Source organism: Aeromonas sp. 600479 (assembly GCF_049175515.1).
GTDB lineage: Bacteria > Pseudomonadota > Gammaproteobacteria > Enterobacterales > Aeromonadaceae > Aeromonas > Aeromonas veronii_A.
This window is the reverse complement of sequence record NZ_JAAKVF010000001.1, coordinates 141,065-159,397: the sequence shown is the minus strand read 5'-3', so window position 1 is coordinate 159,397 and position 18,333 is coordinate 141,065. Positions and strand designations below refer to the sequence as shown.

Here is an 18,333-nt window from a genome sequence, read left to right as displayed (position 1 = left end):
CCTCTGCCTTTTAAACCAAGGAGCCAGGATGAAACAGCCATTGAAACTGACGACTCGCCAGGGCGAACGGATTGCCGTCGTGGCGGGGCTGCGTACCCCCTTTGCCAAGCAGGCTACCGCCTTTCATGGCGTGCCTGCAGTCGATCTCGGCAAACTGGTGGTGAGCGAGATGCTCGCCCGTACCGATCTCGATCCCAAGCTTATCGACCAGCTGGTGTTTGGTCAGGTGGTTCAGATGCCGGAAGCCCCCAACATTGCCCGCGAGATCGTGCTCGGTACCGGCATGAGCGTCAATACCGATGCCTATAGCGTCTCCCGCGCTTGCGCCACCAGTTTTCAGGCGGTGGCCAACGTCACCGAATCCATCATGGCCGGTACCGTAGACATCGCCATCGCCGGCGGTGCTGACTCCTCCTCCGTACTGCCTATCGGAGTGAGCAAGAAGCTGGCCCGCGCCCTGGTGGATCTCAACAAGGCGCGCAATCTGCAGCAGCGCTTCAATATTCTGCGGACATTGAGGATCAAGGATCTGCTGCCGGTGCCGCCTGCCGTGGCGGAATACTCTACTGGCCTCTCCATGGGGCAGACCGCCGAGCAGATGGCCAAGAGCCACCAAATCAGCCGTGAAGCGCAAGATGCGCTGGCGCACCGCTCCCATACCCTGGCCGCGCAGGCTTGGGCTGATGGCAAGCTCAGCGGTGAGGTGTTTACCGCCCATGTGCCGCCCTACAAGTCGCCGCTCGAGCGGGACAACAATATCCGTGAAAGCTCGGATCTCGCGAGCTACGCCAAGCTCAAGCCGGTTTTTGACCGGGTTCATGGCACAGTGACTGCGGCCAACGCCACGCCGCTGACCGATGGCGCCGCCGCCGTGTTGCTGATGCGCGAAGGTCGGGCGAAAGAGCTTGGCCTCGAACCGCTTGGCTTTATCCGCAGCTTCGCCTTCTCGGCCATCGATGTCTGGCAAGACATGCTGATGGGCCCCTCCTATGCCACGCCGCTGGCGCTGGACAGAGCCGGCATCACGCTCAGCGAACTGACCCTGATCGACATGCACGAAGCCTTTGCCGCCCAGACTCTGGCCAACCTCAAGATGTTTGCCAGCCACGAGTTTGCCCGTGACAAGCTGGGTCGCGATCAGGCCATCGGCGAGGTGGACATGGAGAAGTTCAACGTCCTCGGCGGTTCGCTGGCCTATGGCCACCCCTTTGCCGCGACCGGTGCGCGGATGATCACCCAGACCCTGCACGAGCTGCGTCGTCGCGGTGGGGGACTGGGGCTCAACACCGCCTGTGCGGCGGGTGGATTGGGCGTGGCTATGGTGTTGGAGGTTGAATAATGAGCGCTAAGACTTTTTCCCTGGATGTTCGCAAAGATGGCATCGGTATCCTCACCATGGATGTGCCGGGCGAGAGCATGAATACCCTCAAGGCTGCCTTTGTGGAGGAGATCCGCACCGTGCTGGCCGAAGTGAAACGTAACAAGGATTTGATCGGTCTGGTGATCACCTCCGGCAAGAAAGACTCCTTCATCGCCGGCGCTGACATCACCATGCTGGCCGCCTGCACCAGTGCCAAGGATGCCGAGACCCTGTCGCGGGAAGGGCAGGAAATCTTCGCCGAGATCGAGGGGCTGACCATTCCGGTGATCGCCGCCATTCATGGTCCCTGCCTCGGTGGCGGGTTGGAGCTGGCGCTGGCCTGTCATGGCCGGGTGGTGACCGATCATGGCAAATCTGTGCTGGGATTGCCGGAAGTGCAGCTCGGTTTATTGCCGGGTTCTGGCGGTACCCAGCGTCTGCCGCGCCTTATCGGGGTGGCCAAGGCGCTGGATCTGATGCTGACCGGCAAGCAGGTTCGTGCCAAACAAGCCAAGAAATTGGGGCTGGTGGACGATGTGGTGCCGCCGTCAATCTTGCTGGATGCTGCCATCAAGCTGGCCAAGAAGGGTAAACCGCGCCATCAGTTGAAGCGGGATCTGCAGGGCAAGGTGCTGGAGACCAACAAGCTGGGCCGCAAGGTGCTGTTCGATCAGGCCAGCAAGGGGGTGAAAGCCAAGACCCGCGGCAACTACCCGGCGCCGGAGCGGATCCTGGATGTTGTGCGCATCGGCGTGGAGGAGGGGATGAAGGCCGGTCTGGCTGCCGAATCCCGCCACTTTGGCGAGCTGGTGATGACTGCTGAGTCTGCCGCCCTGCGTTCCATCTTCTTTGCCACCACCGAGATGAAGAAAGAGGTCAACTATCAGGGGGCCGAGCCGCGCAAAGTGGCCCATGCTGCTGTGCTGGGCGGTGGTCTGATGGGGGGCGGCATCGCGTTCGTCACCGCTACCAAGGCGGGCGTGCCGGTGCGGATCAAGGATGTGGCAAGCTCCGGGATCGGCAATGCCATGCGCTACAGCTATGACATTCTGGCCAAGAAGCTCAAGCGCCGTCACATTCTGCGCAGCGAATTGGAAAAGCAGATGAGCCTGCTGACCGGCACCCTCGACTACTCCGGTTTCCACCGGGTGGACATGGTGGTGGAGGCGGTGTTTGAAGATCTCGCGCTCAAACACCAGATGGTGAAAGACGTAGAGCGTGAGTGCGGTGAGCATACAGTGTTTGCCTCCAATACCTCGTCACTGCCCATCAATCAGATTGCGGCAGAGGCGGCACATCCGGAGCGGGTCGTGGGGCTGCACTACTTCAGCCCGGTGGACAAGATGCCGCTGGCGGAGATCATCCCCCACGCTGGCACCAGTGCCGAGACGGTCGCCACCACCCTGGCCTTTGCCCGTGCCCAGGGCAAAACGCCCATCGTGGTGAAGGACGAAGCCGGTTTCTACGTCAACCGCATCCTCGCGCCCTACATGAATGAAGCGGCGCGACTGGTGCTGGAAGGTGAGCCGGTGGAGGTGTTGGACAGCGCGCTGCTGGACTTTGGTTTCCCGGTTGGTCCCATCACCTTGCTCGATGAGGTGGGGATCGATGTGGGTGCCAAGATCTCCCCCATTCTCGAGAAAGAGCTGGGCGGCGAGCAGTTCCAGGCACCCAAGGCGTTCGACAAGCTGCTGCAAGACGATCGCAAGGGGCGCAAGAACGGCAAGGGCTTCTATCTCTATGGCAAGGCGGCACCGCGCAACAAGCTGACCGGCAAAGAGGGCAAGAAGACGGTGGACGAGAGTGTCTATGGCGTGCTCGGCATCAAACCTTCCGCCAAGCTGGCCCGTCAGGAGATTGCCGAGCGTTGTGTGTTGCTGATGCTCAACGAAGCCGCCATGGCGCTGGATAGCGGTGTGGTGGCCTCGGCCCGTGATGGCGATATCGGGGCCATCTTCGGCATCGGCTTCCCGCCGTTCCTCGGCGGTCCGTTCCGCTATATGGATACACTCGGGATCGATCATCTGGTTGGTCGTCTGGAGTATTACCAGAAGCGCCACGGCGACCGGTTTGCTCCCTGTGCCCGCCTCAAGGCGATGGCCGCGGAGCAGCAGACCTTCTACTGATAATCGCTGCAGAGTGACCGCAAGGCAAAGAGGCCCGCACACCATGCGGGCCTCCTTCTATGTTGTGGTTTGTTCGGGTTGTACGGCTTGGGCAGCGCTCATGCTGGCAGAAGCAACCGATTAAAAAACGGCCCACCGAAGTGGGCCGTCGAGATATCGGGTCACGGGTCAGATCCCCGGTTTGCGCTCCGGGCAACGACCTATGATATCGGGCGGCAGCTCGCCGTTATCCTGCTCCAGCACTACATCAAACCCCCACAGCTGATGGAGGTGTTTGAGCACCTCATGGCGTGAGTCGCCAAGGGGGATGCGGTTGTGGGGCACATAGCGCAGGGTGAGGGATCGATCCCCCTTCACGGCGACGTTGTAGACCTGAATATTGGGCTCCAGATTGCTGAGATTGTATTGAGCTGACAGGGTGTTGCGCACCTGACGGTAGCCCTCGTCATTGTGGATGGCGGAGACCTTGATGTAGTTCTTCAGATCGTCGTCATCAATGGCGAACAGCTTCATGTCGCGCATCACTTTGGGGCTTAAGAACTGGCTGATGAAGCTCTCGTCCTTGAAGTTTTGCATGGCAAAATGAAGGGTCTCCACCCAGTTGCTGCCGGCATAATCCGGGAACCAGTATCTATCCTCCTCGGTTGGGTTCTCGCAGATGCGGCGCAGGTCGGTAAACATGGCAAACCCCAGCGCATAAGGGTTGAGCCCCGAGTAGTAGCGACTGTTGTAAGCCGGTTGATAGACCACGTTGGTGTGGCTGTGCAGCACCTCCATCATGAAGCGATCGCTCAGCTTGCCCTCGTCATAGAGGTGGTTGAGGATGGTGTAGTGCCAGAAGGTGGCCCACCCCTCGTTCATCACCTGAGTCTGCTTTTGTGGATAGAAATACTGGCTGATCTTGCGCACGATGCGTACCACTTCTCGCTGCCAGGGCTCCAGCAAGGGGGCATTCTTCTCGATGAAGTAGAGAATGTTCTCCTGAGGCTCGGCAGGATATCGTCTGTCCTCCACCCCTGCCGCTTTATGCTGCTTTGGCAGGGTGCGCCATAGCTCGTTGACCTGAGTCTGCAGATAATCTTCCCGCGCCTTCTGACGCCGCTTCTCCTCCGCCATCGAGATCTTCTGGGGACGCTTGTAGCGATCGACCCCGAAGTTCATCAGGGCATGGCAGGAGTCGAGCAACTGCTCCACCGCCTCGATGCCGTGCTTCTCTTCACACTCGGTGATGTATTTTTTGGCAAACAGCAGGTAGTCGATGATGGAAGAGGCATCGGTCCACGCCTTGAACAGGTAGTTGTTCTTGAAGAAGGAGTTATGACCGTAGCAGGCGTGGGCCATCACCAGCGCCTGCATCGGCATGGTGTTCTCCTCCATCAGATAGGCAATGCAGGGATCGGAATTGATGACGATCTCGTAGGCCAGTCCCATCTGTCCGCGCTTGTAATTGCGCTCGGTATGGATAAAACGCTTGCCGAACGACCAGTGCTGATAGCCGATGGGCATGCCGACGCTGGAGTAGGCATCCATCATCTGCTCGGCGGTGATCACCTCGATCTGGTTGGGGTAGGTGTCCAGCTTGTAGAAACGGGCGACCCGGGCGATCTCCTGGTGATAGGTCTCCAGCAGATCGAAGTTCCAGTCTGGTCCGTCATCCAGTGGCGCTACACGTTTTTCAGTTTGGATCATGTGACCTCCTCACGCCGCTTGTTTCTTGAACAGCTCGCGGAACACCGGATAGATATCCTCGACCTTGCGAATGTGCTCCATCGCAAAGTGGGGGAACTGGCTGGCTACCGACTCATATTCGTGCCACAGGGTCTGGTGGGCACGGGTAGTGATCTCGATGTAGGAGTAGTACCGCACCCTTGGCATGATGTCCCGCACCAGGATCTCCCTGCATTGCGGTGAATCATCTGCCCAGTTGTCACCATCCGACGCCTGCGCCGCATAGATATTCCACTGGTTGGCGGGGTAACGCTCGTTGATGATGTCATTCATCATCTTGAGGGCGCTGGAGACGATGGTGCCGCCGGTCTCCTGGGAGTAGAAGAACTCGTGTTCGTCCACCTCCTTGGCCTGGGTGTGGTGGCGGATATAGACCACCTCGACGTTCTTGTAGGTCCGGCTCAGGAACAGATAGAGCAGGATATAGAAACGTTTTGCCATCTCCTTGGTGGCCTGATCCATGGAGCCCGAGACGTCCATCAGACAGAACATCACTGCCTGACTGGAAGGGACGGGCCGTTTGACGAAGTTGTTGAACTTGAGATCGAAGGTGTCAATAAACGGCACCGCATCGATCCGTCGTTTCAGCTCCCTAATCTCCTTCTCGAGCAGGGCGATTTCGGCAAAGTGCTCGTTGGGATCGGCGGCCAGCAGAGCCAGCCTATCTTCCAGTTCATGCAGTTGGCGCTTCTTGCCCGCTTGCAGCGCCATGCGCCGCGCCAGTGAATTTTGCAGGGAACGCACCACGTTGATATTGGCGGGCACCCCGTTGGAGGTGTAGCCCGCCCGATAGGTTTTCACCTCCATTAGCTGGTTGAGCTGGGTTTTCTGCAGCCTGGGCAGCTCCAGATCTTCAAACAGCAGATCGAGATACTCATCCTTGGAGATCTGGAACACGAAGTCATCGGCCCCTTCACCCTGATTGGATGCCTGCCCCTCGCCGGAACCCTGTCCGCCGCCCCCTCCTTTGGGGCGGTCAATCTTGTCGCCGGAGACGAATTGATCATTACCGGGATGCACCATCTCCCGTTTACCGCCGTGTCCCTGATGAAAATGGGGCTCGCCGATATCCTTGGTCGGGATGCTGATGCTCTCACCCTTGTCTACGTCCTGAATGCTGCGCTTGGAGACAGCATCCGAGACCGCTTGTTTTATCTGCTTCTTGTAGCGGCGGATGAAGCGCTGCCGATTGACAGCGCTTTTGTTTTTGCCGTTGAGCCTGCGGTCGATAAAATGCGCCATAACTCCCCCTTGAACAGTCAGGGTCAGGATGACTTGCGTACCCTGAGATACCATTCGGAGAGCAGTCGCACCTGTTTACGGGTGTAGCCTTTCTCCATCATCCGTTCGACAAAGTTATCGTGCTTCTTCTGCTCCTCAGCCGAGGTTTTGCTGTTGAAGGAGATAACCGGCAGCAGCTCTTCCGTGTTGGAGAACATCTTCTTCTCGATCACGGTGCGCAGCTTCTCGTAACTGGTCCAGTTGGGGTTACGGCCTGCATTGTTTGCCCGGGCACGCAGCACGAAGTTGACGATTTCGTTACGGAAATCTTTCGGGTTGCTGATCCCGGCAGGTTTTTCAATTTTCTCCAGCTCGCTGTTGAGGGATGCTCTGTCAAACAGCTGGCCGGTTTCGGGATCACGGTACTCCTGATCCTGGATCCAGAAGTCGGCGTAGGTGACGTAGCGATCGAAGATGTTCTGCCCGTACTCGGAGTAGGACTCGAGATAGGCGGTCTGGATCTCCTTGCCGATGAACTCCACATAGCGCGGGGTCAGATAACCCTTGATGAACTCAAGGTAGCGATCGTGCAGCTCTTGCGGGAACTGCTCGCGCTCGATCTGCTGCTCCAGCACATAGAAGAGGTGCACCGGGTTGGCGGCCACTTCCGCGTGGTCGAAGTTGAAGACGCGGGAGAGGATCTTGAACGCAAAGCGGGTAGAGAGACCATTCATACCTTCGTCTACACCGGCGTAGTCGCGATACTCCTGATAGCTCTTCGCCTTGGGGTCGGTGTCTTTCAGGCTTTCGCCATCATAGACCCGCATCTTGGAGTAGATGCTGGAGTTTTCCGGCTCTTTCAGCCGTGACAACACAGAGAACTGGCCCAGCAGCTCGAGGGTACCCGGGGCACACTTGGCCTCGGTCAGCTCGCTGTTGATCAGCAGCTTCTCGTAGATCTTCACCTCTTCCGAGACGCGCAGGCAGTAAGGCACCTTGACGATGTAGACCCGGTCGAGGAAGGCCTCGTTGTTCTTGTTGTTGCGGAACTGCTGCCATTCGGATTCGTTGGAGTGGGCCAGCAGAATGCCGTCAAAGGGGAGGGCGGAGAGCCCCTCGGTGCCGTTGTAGTTCCCCTCCTGTGTTGCAGTCAGCAGCGGGTGCAGCACCTTGATAGGCGCCTTGAACATCTCGACAAACTCCATGATCCCCTGGTTCGCCTTGCACAGCGCACCGGAGTAGGAGTAAGCATCGGCATCATCCTGGGCGAAGTGCTCCAGCATGCGGATGTCGACCTTGCCGACCAGTGAGGAGATGTCCTGGTTGTTGTCATCACCGGGTTCCGTTTTGGCGATGGCGATCTGGTCGAGGATGGAGGGGTTGACCTTCTCCACCTTGAACTTGGTGATGTCGCCGCCAAACTCGTGCAGGCGTTTGGCCACCCAAGGGGACATGATGGGACGCAGGTAGCGGCGTGGGATGCCGTACTCTTTTTCCAGGATCTCACCATCCTCTTCGATATCGAACAGGCAGAAGGGGTGATCGTTGACCGGTGAGCCCTTGATGCGATAGATGGGCACCTTCTGCATCAGGGATTTGAGTTTCTCTGCCAGCGAGGATTTACCGCCGCCAACGGGGCCCAGCAGATAGAGGATCTGTTTCTTCTCCTCCAGCCCCTGGGCGGAGTGTTTGAGGTAGGAGACGATCTGTTCGATGGCCTCTTCCATCCCGTAGAAATCCTTGAAGGCGGGATAGCGTGCCACGACGCGGTTGGAGAAGAGTCGGCTCAGTCTGGGGTTGGCTGAGGTGTCTACCATCTCCGGCTCACCGATGGCGGTCAGCAGACGTTCGGCGGCAGAGGCGTAGCAGGCTTTGTCCTGCTTACACATATCCAGGAACTCCTGAATGGTATATTCCTCTTCTCTCGCTTTTTCATATCGCTGTTGGTAATGCTCGAATATGCCCATAACTTTGCCCTCGTTATAGTCGCTTACCCTGAAAAAAGTGGATGACTGCTTTTGTGTTGTGCGCTTTTAAAGCCTAGTCAACAGACTCCAGTAATCCATCACGGTTGATAGGTTAAATTCTGAAGAAACCTGCCCGATCCTTGTGCGGGGAGGGTCAGTCAACAACACCGCTATGTTACTGACTGTTAAATTATTTTTGCCACGATAGCGAGGTAAATGTCAAAGACATAAAAAATAAATGTTTATGGGAAACAGGGAACTTATTGCGAAAAGATTAAGGGGTTTGACGAAAGGCAATGGGGCTGCGGGTTGGCGGGGTTATGGATGAGAATGTCATTACGTGAACGTCAACGTAAATCACTTTGTTTGGAGTTTTGGCTCTAATTTTTACATTGACGCTACATTTTGAGTGCCCTAGATTGGCGATGTGTGAGCAGCAAGATGCTTTAGCAAGAGAGTTGACTGTTGCCTCACCAAGCTCTGTTTAAGCACGTTTCCGTTGGCTTGACCCTCGCAACCGCGAGGGTCTTCTTTTTCTGCGTCTGTAAACGCTTGTTACTGCTGGTGGCTATTGACGCAGCCAGCACTCACCTAGCAAGGGTAGGCTTGTTGCACGGCCGCCAGGACGCGGGCAAACGGGTGGGCGGCCAACTGGCCTGCGCCCGCCAGCGATTTGGCCTTGACCCGGCTGGTCAGCGGTGTGGCGATACCGCACAGGAAACGGGCCAGAACACGCGCATCCACGGAACCGGTCTTGGCAATCAGCGGATCGCACCAGGCGCGGATCCCCGCCTCGTTTGGCATGGTCAGTGAGGGCAGGGGCGGGAGATGCGCCACCTCGCCGCGACAAACCGAACAGTGGCCACAATGAACCGGCGCCACCTCATCGGCAAAATAGCGGGCGAGGCGGTGGCTCAGGCACTCATCCGAGGTGAAAAAGTCGAGCATGGCTTGCAGTCTGGCCAACTCACTCTGCTCTTTTTGCAAGAAGAGCGCATGGAGCGCGTTAGCCTCCTGCTCGTTGTCCCACCCCTGACGGGTGATCCGGTAGACCTCGGTCATCTGTTTGCTTTCAAGCTCGATCCAGCCTTGCTGCTGCAGGTAGTCGAGCGCCGCAACCGCCCGCTGTCGCTCCCCCTGATAGCCCTGCCAGAGGGTGTCAAAGTCCATGGTGCACCAGCTGCGGGCTTGCGGGGCGCAGGCGAACAGTTGCTCCAGAAACTGGCGACGATCCGGATTGAAGCGGCTCACTATCTCGCCTTTATCCAGCACAAACTTGAAGCGGTAGTCGGCGTAGTAGCTGTAGGCCGGTGTGATGATGCCTGCCATCTCCAGATAGACCAGCAGGGTTTTAAGGGGCAACTGGCGGATATTGGTGTCGTTGGAGAGACGCAGCAGGGTGAATTCCCACTCGCTCCCGCTCTGCTTGATGATGGCAAGGAGCTGGAGGATGGCACTCAAATCCGGCGTATCGCCGTAGACGAAGTTCTCCAGCACCGGCAGCTGGCTCTGGTTGGCCAGCACGATACAGCGCGATGGTTGGCCATCCCTTCCGGCGCGGCCAATCTCCTGGCTGTAGTTTTCGATGGATTTGGGCAGATCGTAGTGAATGACCCGCCGGATATCCGCTTTGTCGATCCCCATCCCAAAGGCGATGGTGGCGACGATGCAATCCACCTTGCCCGCCATGAAGTCGTGCTGGATCTGACTGCGCAGCACCGAGTCGAGTCCGGCATGATAGGCGCGGGCGTTGATCCCTTCTCTAATGAGTTGCTCGGCACAGGCTTCTGCGGTGTGTTGCAAAGTGACGTAGACGATGGTGGGGGCCGCCGGATCGTTGGCCAACTCCTGCGCGAGCCAGCTATCCCGCGCGTCGGGCGACAGGGGAATGACCGCCAGATCAAGATTGGGGCGGTAGAAACCGGTGACCACGACCCCCTCCGGCGCGATGCCGAATTTGGTCTGCATATCCTGAATCACCGCCGGTGTGGCGGTGGCGGTGAGCAGCAATACCTGCGGGATCTTCAGATCATGGCGATAGCTCGGCAGCTTGAGGTAGTCGGGGCGAAAGTTGTGGCCCCACTCCGAGATACAGTGCGCCTCATCGACGACCAGCAGCGAGAGCGGCACTTGCTGGATAAAGCGGCGAAAGCGCTCGTTCTTGAGTCGCTCCACCGAGATCATCAGGATCTTGAGCTGGCCATCCAGCGCCTGCTGCATCACTCGTCGGCTCTCCTCCGGGCTCTGGCTTGAGTCGAGGGTAGCGGCGCTTATTCCCTTGCTTTTAAGGAAGGCGAGCTGATCGTGCATCAGCGCCAGTAGCGGCGAGATAACCAGGGTCAGGTGAGGCAGGGCGAGGGCCGGCAGTTGATAACAGAGGGACTTGCCGGAGCCGGTGGGAAAGATGGCGGCGGCACTCTGACCTGCCAGCACCCGGCTGATCACCGCTTCCTGACCTGGCCTGAGTGCGGAGAAACCAAAATATTGGTTGAGCAGGGATGGGATCATGGCAAGGCTCCGCGGCAAATGGGGGATGATAGCACAGCGATGCCGGTCACGGGTGACACAGGAATGGTCGTGAGGGTAAGGGCAGAGAGTGTCGATAAAACGTACAAAAATGGGTGGTTGCGCTGTGGTTAAGGTTTTGTTGCGGTTTTTTGTGATGGAAACGGGATATTTTTTGGTGAGTCTCTGGAAAAAAAAGATGGCGAATGGGATATTCCGTCATGCAATCCGGTGACTGGCGGATCGGCCCGGCAGAAGGCTGGCCACAGACACCACATTCGGGCGACAGGGGTCTCCCGATGAGTGGTTGCAGACAGGACTCATGATTCATGCACTACGGTGCTTAGGGACTTTTTTGATGACACAACAACACCCCCTCCTTCGGCTGGTCAATAGCACCAGTCTGGTCAGCCAGATCCTGGTTGGTCTGGTATTCGGTATCTTGCTGGCACTGTTTGCCCCCGAGTGGGCGAAAACGGCAGGTCTGCTCGGCAGTCTGTTCGTTGGTGCACTGAAAGCGGTAGCCCCGCTGCTGGTATTCGTACTGGTGATGGCGGCCATCATTGGTCACAAGCAGGGTCAGAAGACCAATATTCGCCCGCTGCTTGCGCTCTACCTGTTTGGTACCTTCTCTGCGGCCGTGGTCGCGGTGATTGCCAGCTTCCTGTTCCCCTCCAACCTCCATCTGGTGGCCAATACTGCCGAGATCACCCCGCCAGGCGGGATCACCGAGGTGCTGCAGACCCTGCTGTTCAACGTGGTGACCAACCCGGTCAAGGCGCTGATGGATGCCAACTATATCGGGATCCTGGCGTGGGCCATCGGTCTGGGCATCGCCATGCGCCATGCCAACGAGAGCACCAAGGCGCTGATCACTGATCTGTCTCACGGTGTCTCCGCCATCGTGAAAGCGGTGATCCGCTGTGCTCCGCTCGGGATCCTGGGTCTGGTTGCCTCCACGCTGGCAGAGACCGGTTTTGACGCCCTGTTTGGCTATGCTCAACTGCTGGTGGTGCTGATCGGCTGCATGCTGTTTATCGCCTTTGTGGTCAACCCGTTGATCGTCTTCTGGAAGATCAAGCGCAACCCTTATCCGCTGGTGCTGACCTGCCTCAAAGAGAGCGGCGTGACCGCCTTCTTTACTCGCAGCTCTGCCGCCAACATCCCGGTCAACATGGCGCTGTGTGAAAAACTGCGTCTGCCCAAAGATACCTACGCGGTCTCCATCCCGCTGGGTGCCACCATCAATATGGCGGGTGCGGCCATCACCATCACAGTGCTTGCCATGGCGGCGGTACATACCCTGGGGATGGAAGTGGACATGGCAACGGCCGTGCTGCTTTCCGTGGTTGCCACCGTCAGTGCCTGTGGCGCGTCCGGTGTCGCCGGTGGCTCCTTGCTGCTGATCCCGCTGGCGTGCAGCCTGTTTGGTATCAGCAATGACATCGCCATGCAGGTGGTGGCCGTCGGCTTTATCATCGGCGTACTTCAGGATTCTGCCGAGACTGCCCTTAACAGCTCCACCGACGTGCTGTTTACCGCCGCAGCTTGCATGGCCGAAGATGAAACCCTGCTGGATGTGGCTCCGGTACCGAGCCGCGAAGCCTGATCTCGCAACGGTCAGTTTCGTAACACACTTGCGCCCTCTTAGGAGGGCGCTTTTTATTGCCGGATTTGCTCTCTTTTCCTCTTTAAGCAATCTCATTGGCTGATGTGCCGGACATTCTGTCGCCCTTGTCCAGGGCGTTGCCTTATCTTTATCCCTTTGAGTCGTGCTTCCTCCTTCTGTTGTGCGTTACACATTTTTGCCTGCTCTGCCAAGAGCCGATTGCTATGGCTTACCCCAGATCTTCAAGACAATCACAGCATCACAGCATCAAAGAAGAATGGAGGTGGCTGGCTGCGGCAGATGAGCCCAACCCGTCCTATCAGACACGCCATCATGGTTTGGTGAGGGGGAGTAAACGTGTGGGCGAATTGAGCTGCGGGTATGGGGGCGGTACATGGTGAATCCCTAAGCATGTTCAATCATGGCGCTGGTGAGCATGCAGATATCCAACAAGGTGAGGAGAGTAATATGGAGAGAGCAGGGCAATTGCGGGGGCACAGATTGCAGAGATAAAAAAGCCAGCCGAGTGTTCGGCTGGCTTTTTGCTATCAGTGGCAGGTGAGGGATTAACCGACCAGCTGATAGAGGATGGCGGAGATAGCGATCATCCCCATCACAGCGACAAATACGTTGCTGATATGGCCCTGATATTTCGCCATGGCCGGTACGCGCTTGATGGCGTACATCGGCATGATGAACAGGATGGTAGCGATGATCGGGCCGCCCAAGGATTCAATCATGCCCAGGATGGAGGGGTTGGCAATGGCAGTGCCCCACAGGGTCAGGATGAAGAAGGCGATGATGAACATTTCGACTTTCTTGGCGTTCGGCTCTTTGCCAGACTTGCGCATGTTCTGAACGATCATCCCCTTCAGACCTTCACGGGCACCCAGATAGTGGCCGAAGAAGGAGGAGACGATGGCGACAAACGCAACCAACGGACCGAAGTAGGAGATGATGGGGCTGGCATGCTGGTTAGCCAGATAGGAGAGCACGGCGATGTTCTGAGCCTTGGCTTCTGCCAGCTGAGCCGGTGTCAGGCTCATAACGCAGGAGAAGACGAAGAACATCACGAAGCCCAGCAGCACCATGGCGGTACGCTTGAGGATGGCATCGGCTTTCTCGACAGCCTGATCACCGTGGTCGCGGCGCTGGGCCAGGGAGAAGCTGGAGATGGCCGGGCTGTGGTTGAAGGAGAAGACCAGTACCGGGATGGTCAGCCACAGGGTAGTGGCGAAATCCTTGGCAGAGGGTACTTGCTCCAGCGCGGCACCGGTCCAGTCCGGGATCAGGTACAAAGAGATACCGGCCAGAATGGCGATCAACGGATAAACCAGCAGCTCGGTCACTTTCAGCATCAGCTTTTCACCGGCCAGCATCACCGACATCATGCCCATGATCAGCACGATGGAGAGGATCCAGCGCGGCGGGGCACTCATCTGCAGCTGGTTGACCATAAAGCTTTCCACGGTGTTGGTGATACCCACGCCGTAGATCAGCACGATGGGGTAGATGGCGAAGAAGTAGAGCAGGGTGATTAATTTACCGGCACCCACGCCAAAGTGCTCTTCCACCACTTCGGTGATGTCTGCATTTGGCTTTTTGGAGGAGAGCACGAAGCGGGCCAGACCACGGTGTGCCAGATAGGTCATGGGACCTACCAGCAGCGCCATGACGACCAGCGGCCAGAAACCGCCCATACCCGCGTTGATCGGCAGGAACAGGATCCCCGCGCCAACCGCGGTCCCGAACAGACTGATGACCCAGGTAGAGTCGCGTTTTTCCCAACGAGTGGTTTGAGTAGAGCTGATCCCTTGCTCTGTTGACGCCGCAACTCCCTGCGTGCCAGTGACTGTGTTTGACATCTATCTCACCCCGAATGTGTGGTTCTTATTAAGTCGGCGCAAGGATACGGTTTTTCTAATCAAAAATGTTGATCAAATTCATCTTTACGGCACGAAAAACCGCACTTTCTTATGGAAATGTGATCAAAACAAGAAAAATTCAATTATTGTTTATCAATTGGCACGTTATTTTAGTGTTAATGATTAAATCTTGCTCAGCCAAATGTAGGTAAATTGTTATTTTGCGAGATGCTGGGCTAGTTGGTTGATCATGCTGGCGGTAGCCCCCCAGATAAAGTGCTGTTGCCAGGGGATCCAGTAGATGGTGTGCGCTTTCCCCCCTCTGGAAAGGGTCAGGGGGATGTGGTTGCGCCGATCCAGCAGATGGGTCAGCGGCACTTCGAAGGCGTGATCCACCTCATCCGGACTCAGGATGAGGGGATAGTTGCCATCGAGCAGCCCCAGCACCGGCAGTACCTCGAATCGTGACACCGTATTGAGCGGGTTGAGGGTGCCGATCACTTCAATCAGCCGTGCCGGAATGCCGAGCTCCTCTTCGGTCTCCCGCAGCGCCGTGGCAATCAGGTTTTCGTCACCGGGATCCTGTCGCCCGCCGGGGAAGCTGATCTGGCCCCCATGATGACGCAGCCGTGGGCTGCGCCGGGTCAATAACACGCTGAGCCCCTCGTCGCGCATCACCACCGGGATCAACACCGCCGCCGGACTGAGCCCGCCAATGGCGAGGCGATGGGCCGGGGCGGGTCGCTGCAACTGGAAGCGGGTCAGCAGTTCGTGGCGATCCATGGCGGGGAGCTCTCCTGTGCGTTGGCCTGACAGTGGGGAGGATTACAGCGCCGACAGCGGCGGCAGGATGCGGGCAACCTTGTCATAGGTCTCCTGATATTCGCTGTCGGCGTCGGAGTCGGCGATGATGCCGCCACCGGCCCAGCAGTGCAGGCGACCCGCTTCGGCGATCAAAGTGCGAATGCAGATGCTGGTGTCCATCCGACCATGCTGGCTGAGGTAGCCGATGCTGCCGCAATAGGCATTGCGGCGCTGGGGCTCAAGCTCTTCGATGATCTCCATGGCGCGGATCTTGGGGGCGCCGGTGATGGAGCCACCAGGGAAACAGGCCCGCAGCAGATCGACTCCTTGCCAGCGTGCATCCAGCTCACCATGGATGGTGGAGACCAGATGATGTACCGCTGGAAACGACTCCACCGCAAACAGATGAGGCACGCTGACCGAGCCAGGCCGGCTGACCCGACCTATATCGTTGCGCAGCAGATCAACGATCATCAGATTCTCTGATCTGTCCTTGTCCGCCTGCGCCAGCTCCTGCGCGACTTGCCGATCGATTGCCGGATCGGGGTGGCGAGGGCGAGTGCCCTTGATGGGTTTGGTTTCGATATGACGGCCATCGAGCAGCAGGAACCGCTCGGGGGAGAGGCTCAGCAGCGCGCTCTCCGGCAGGCGGATAAAGGCTGAGAAGGGGGCCTTGTTGGCGGTTGCCAGCAGGCAATAGGCCTGCCACTCATCCCCCTGATAGGGGGCGCTGAAACGCTGGGTCAGGTTGATCTGGTAGCAATCCCCCGCGGCGAGATATTCCTGAATGCGGGCAAACTTCTCGCCATACTCGGCGCGGCTCATATTGCTCTGCCACGCCCCCAACAAGGCAAAAGCAGGGGCCGGTTTGGCCTGCTGCTGTTCAAACCAGGCCAGCCGGTTGGCAAGGCCTGCTTCATCCCCCCAGTGCACCAGCTGCCAGTCGCCGGTCGCCACATTGCGCAGCAGCGCCCAGTCGTAGATGCCTACCGCCATGTCCGGCACCGCGATATCGGCGGCGGCCTGCACCGACAGTCGTTCGAAGCGGCGGCCGAGATCATACCCAAACAAGCCGAGGGCGCCACCAATAAAGGGCAGGTGAGTGGCGCACAGTTCCAGCTCCCCCAGCAACTGTTGCTGGGTATGGGCCAGCAGGGCGAGGGGATCTTCGTGGTGTTTGCTGATATTCGCCCCGACACGCAGAGTGGTCACTTCGCCGCGGGTTTCGAGGGTCGCCAGCGGGTCGGCAGTGATGATATCAAAGCCGTTATCGGCGCCGAGTGGCCCCGCCGATTCCAGCAACATGGCCCACGGCTGATGTTGCAGGCGGGCAAAAAGCTGATGGAGCTCAGCACTATGGTCTAGATGATGGATATGAAGTGTTGGCGTCATTTTATGTTACACAGGCAACAGTTTGGTTCCCGAACCCTAGTCGGTGCTGGTGGGCAAGCGTATCATAGGTGTCGGTGACTTAAGAAAAAACTGCCGTGTCGTTCGTTTTTTGCTGGTTGATAGTTTTTAGCCAGCACGTCAGCACGGCCCATCATATGGAAGCCCTTGCCCTGCTCCGTGGCAGAGACAAGGACCAGTGAGGATGATATGAGCATTATAAAAAAACAGGATTTCATCGATTCTATCGCAGATGCCCTCCAGTACATCTCCTATTACCACCCGTTGGATTTTGTTCAGGCTGCCAAAGCGGCGTATGACCGTGAGGCCAACCCGGCCGCCAAAGATGCGCTGGCCCAGATCCTGATCAACTCCCGCATGTCCGCCGAAGGTCATCGCCCGCTCTGCCAGGACACCGGCATCGTGACCTGTTTCGTCAAGATCGGCATGCAAGTCCAGTGGGACAGCGACATGACGGTGCAGGAGATGGTGGACGAAGGGACCCGTCGTGCCTACACCAATCCTGACAACCCGCTGCGCGCCTCCGTGCTGGCCGATCCGGCCGGCAGTCGCAAAAACACCAAAGACAACGCCCCTGCCGTGGTGCATATCGACATGATCCCCGGCAACAAGGTGGAAGTGAGCATCGCGGCCAAGGGTGGTGGTTCCGAGAACAAATCCAAGATGGTCATGCTCAATCCCTCCGATGATATCGTCGAGTGGGTGCTGAAAACCGTGCCGACCATGGGCGCGGGCTGGTGCCCGCCCGGCATGCTGGGCATCGGCATCGGCGGTACCGCCGAGAAAGCGGCGGTGCTGGCCAAAGAGGCCCTGATGGAGCACATCGACATTCAGGAGCTGATCGCCCGTGGCCCGCAAACCACCGAAGAGAAGCTGCGCGTCGAGCTCTACGACAAGGTCAACAAGCTGGGGATCGGTGCCCAGGGTCTGGGCGGCCTCACTACCGTGCTGGATGTGAAGGTGAAATCTGCGCCGACGCATGCCGCTTCCAAGCCGGTGGTGATGATCCCCAACTGCGCCGCCACCCGCCACGTTCACTTCGAGCTGGATGGTTCAGGCCCTGCCGAACTGACTCCGCCGAAACTGAGTGACTGGCCGGAGATCACCCGTGAAGCGGGTGGCAATGTGCGCCGCGTCAACGTCGATGGCATCACCAAGGCCGAGCTGGCCAGCTGGAAGAGCGGTGATACCGTGCTGCTCTCCGGCAAGATCCTCACCGGTCGCGATGCCGCCCACAAGCGTATCGCCGACATGCTGAAAAATGGCGAAGGGCTGCCGGAAGGGGTCGATTTCACCAACCGCTTCATCTATTACGTTGGCCCGGTCGATGCGGTGCGTGACGAAGTAGTTGGCCCGGCTGGCCCCACCACCTCCACCCGGATGGACAAGTTCACCGACATGATGCTGGGTGAAACCGGCCTTATCGGCATGATCGGCAAATCCGAGCGAGGCCCGAAAACCGTCGAGAGCATCAAACAGCACAAGGCCGTCTATCTGATGGCCGTCGGTGGCGCAGCCTATCTGGTGGCCAAGGCTATCAAGAAGGCGCGCGTGGTGGCCTTTGCCGATCTCGGCATGGAAGCGATCTACGAGTTTGAAGTGGAAGATATGCCGGTGACCGTTGCCGTCGATTCCGAAGGCAACAATATCCACGAAACCGGCCCGGCCTACTGGTCGGCCAAGATTGCTGAGCTGGACGGCAAACTCTCCTCCTGAGTGACCGTTTCCGCTGCCGGTT

General features: G+C 58.2%; 11 protein-coding genes. 4 read left to right on the top strand and 7 right to left on the bottom strand.

What is annotated here, in order from left to right; all coding sequences use genetic code 11:
• Nucleotides 1–28: 28 nt before the first annotated feature.
• Both fadI and fadJ read left to right on the top strand, forming a co-directional pair.
• Nucleotides 29–1,339 (top strand): acetyl-CoA C-acyltransferase FadI, encoded by a 1,311-nt coding sequence (gene fadI, locus G5149_RS00705; protein ID WP_337072199.1) that lies wholly within the window; start codon nucleotides 29–31, stop codon nucleotides 1,337–1,339.
• Entirely contained in the window at nucleotides 1,339–3,486 is a 2,148-nt protein-coding gene (gene fadJ, locus G5149_RS00700; RefSeq protein ID WP_337072200.1) for a fatty acid oxidation complex subunit alpha FadJ, read from the top strand. Before fadI ends, fadJ begins: the two co-directional genes overlap by 1 nt.
• Before the next feature lie 168 nt (nucleotides 3,487–3,654).
• Here fadJ and G5149_RS00695 read toward each other — a convergent pair whose 3' ends face one another.
• From G5149_RS00695 to G5149_RS00680, 4 genes are all read right to left on the bottom strand, one after another.
• Nucleotides 3,655–5,175, bottom strand: coding sequence for a SpoVR family protein (locus G5149_RS00695; RefSeq protein WP_421211126.1), 1,521 nt, complete (start codon nucleotides 5,173–5,175; stop codon nucleotides 3,655–3,657).
• A gap of 9 nt (nucleotides 5,176–5,184) precedes the next feature.
• Complete coding sequence (locus G5149_RS00690) at nucleotides 5,185–6,456, bottom strand: YeaH/YhbH family protein (RefSeq protein WP_064337906.1); 1,272 nt, start codon at nucleotides 6,454–6,456, stop codon at nucleotides 5,185–5,187.
• A gap of 23 nt (nucleotides 6,457–6,479) precedes the next feature.
• The gene (locus tag G5149_RS00685) at nucleotides 6,480–8,402 is read right to left on the bottom strand and encodes a PrkA family serine protein kinase (RefSeq protein WP_005345315.1); all 1,923 of its coding nucleotides are present in this window, start codon (nucleotides 8,400–8,402) and stop codon (nucleotides 6,480–6,482) included.
• Between the two features lie 591 nt (nucleotides 8,403–8,993).
• A complete protein-coding gene (locus G5149_RS00680; protein ID WP_421211124.1) occupies nucleotides 8,994–10,910 on the bottom strand; it encodes a RecQ family ATP-dependent DNA helicase in 1,917 nt (638 codons plus the stop codon).
• A 355-nt stretch (nucleotides 10,911–11,265) separates the two neighbouring features.
• On the opposite strand from G5149_RS00680, the gene sstT reads away from it, so the two are divergent.
• The gene (sstT, locus tag G5149_RS00675) at nucleotides 11,266–12,516 is read left to right on the top strand and encodes a serine/threonine transporter SstT (protein WP_005345324.1); all 1,251 of its coding nucleotides are present in this window, start codon (nucleotides 11,266–11,268) and stop codon (nucleotides 12,514–12,516) included.
• A gap of 566 nt (nucleotides 12,517–13,082) precedes the next feature.
• Here sstT and G5149_RS00670 read toward each other — a convergent pair.
• The 3 genes from G5149_RS00670 to pabB all read right to left on the bottom strand — a co-directional run bounded on the left by G5149_RS00670 (nucleotide 13,083) and on the right by pabB (nucleotide 16,490).
• On the bottom strand, nucleotides 13,083–14,381 hold the full coding sequence (locus tag G5149_RS00670) for a serine/threonine transporter (RefSeq protein ID WP_005345325.1): 1,299 nt from the start codon (nucleotides 14,379–14,381) through the stop codon (nucleotides 13,083–13,085).
• A gap of 216 nt (nucleotides 14,382–14,597) precedes the next feature.
• Nucleotides 14,598–15,164 (bottom strand): CoA pyrophosphatase, encoded by a 567-nt coding sequence (locus tag G5149_RS00665; protein WP_005351753.1) that lies wholly within the window; start codon nucleotides 15,162–15,164, stop codon nucleotides 14,598–14,600.
• A 42-nt stretch (nucleotides 15,165–15,206) separates the two neighbouring features.
• The gene (pabB, locus tag G5149_RS00660; RefSeq protein ID WP_337072203.1) at nucleotides 15,207–16,490 is read right to left on the bottom strand and encodes an aminodeoxychorismate synthase component I; all 1,284 of its coding nucleotides are present in this window, start codon (nucleotides 16,488–16,490) and stop codon (nucleotides 15,207–15,209) included.
• A 294-nt stretch (nucleotides 16,491–16,784) separates the two neighbouring features.
• Here pabB and G5149_RS00655 point away from each other — a divergent pair, with 294 nt between their 5' ends.
• Nucleotides 16,785–18,311, top strand: coding sequence for a fumarate hydratase (locus G5149_RS00655; protein ID WP_005351759.1), 1,527 nt, complete (start codon nucleotides 16,785–16,787; stop codon nucleotides 18,309–18,311).
• The last annotated feature ends 22 nt before the right edge of the window (nucleotides 18,312–18,333 follow it).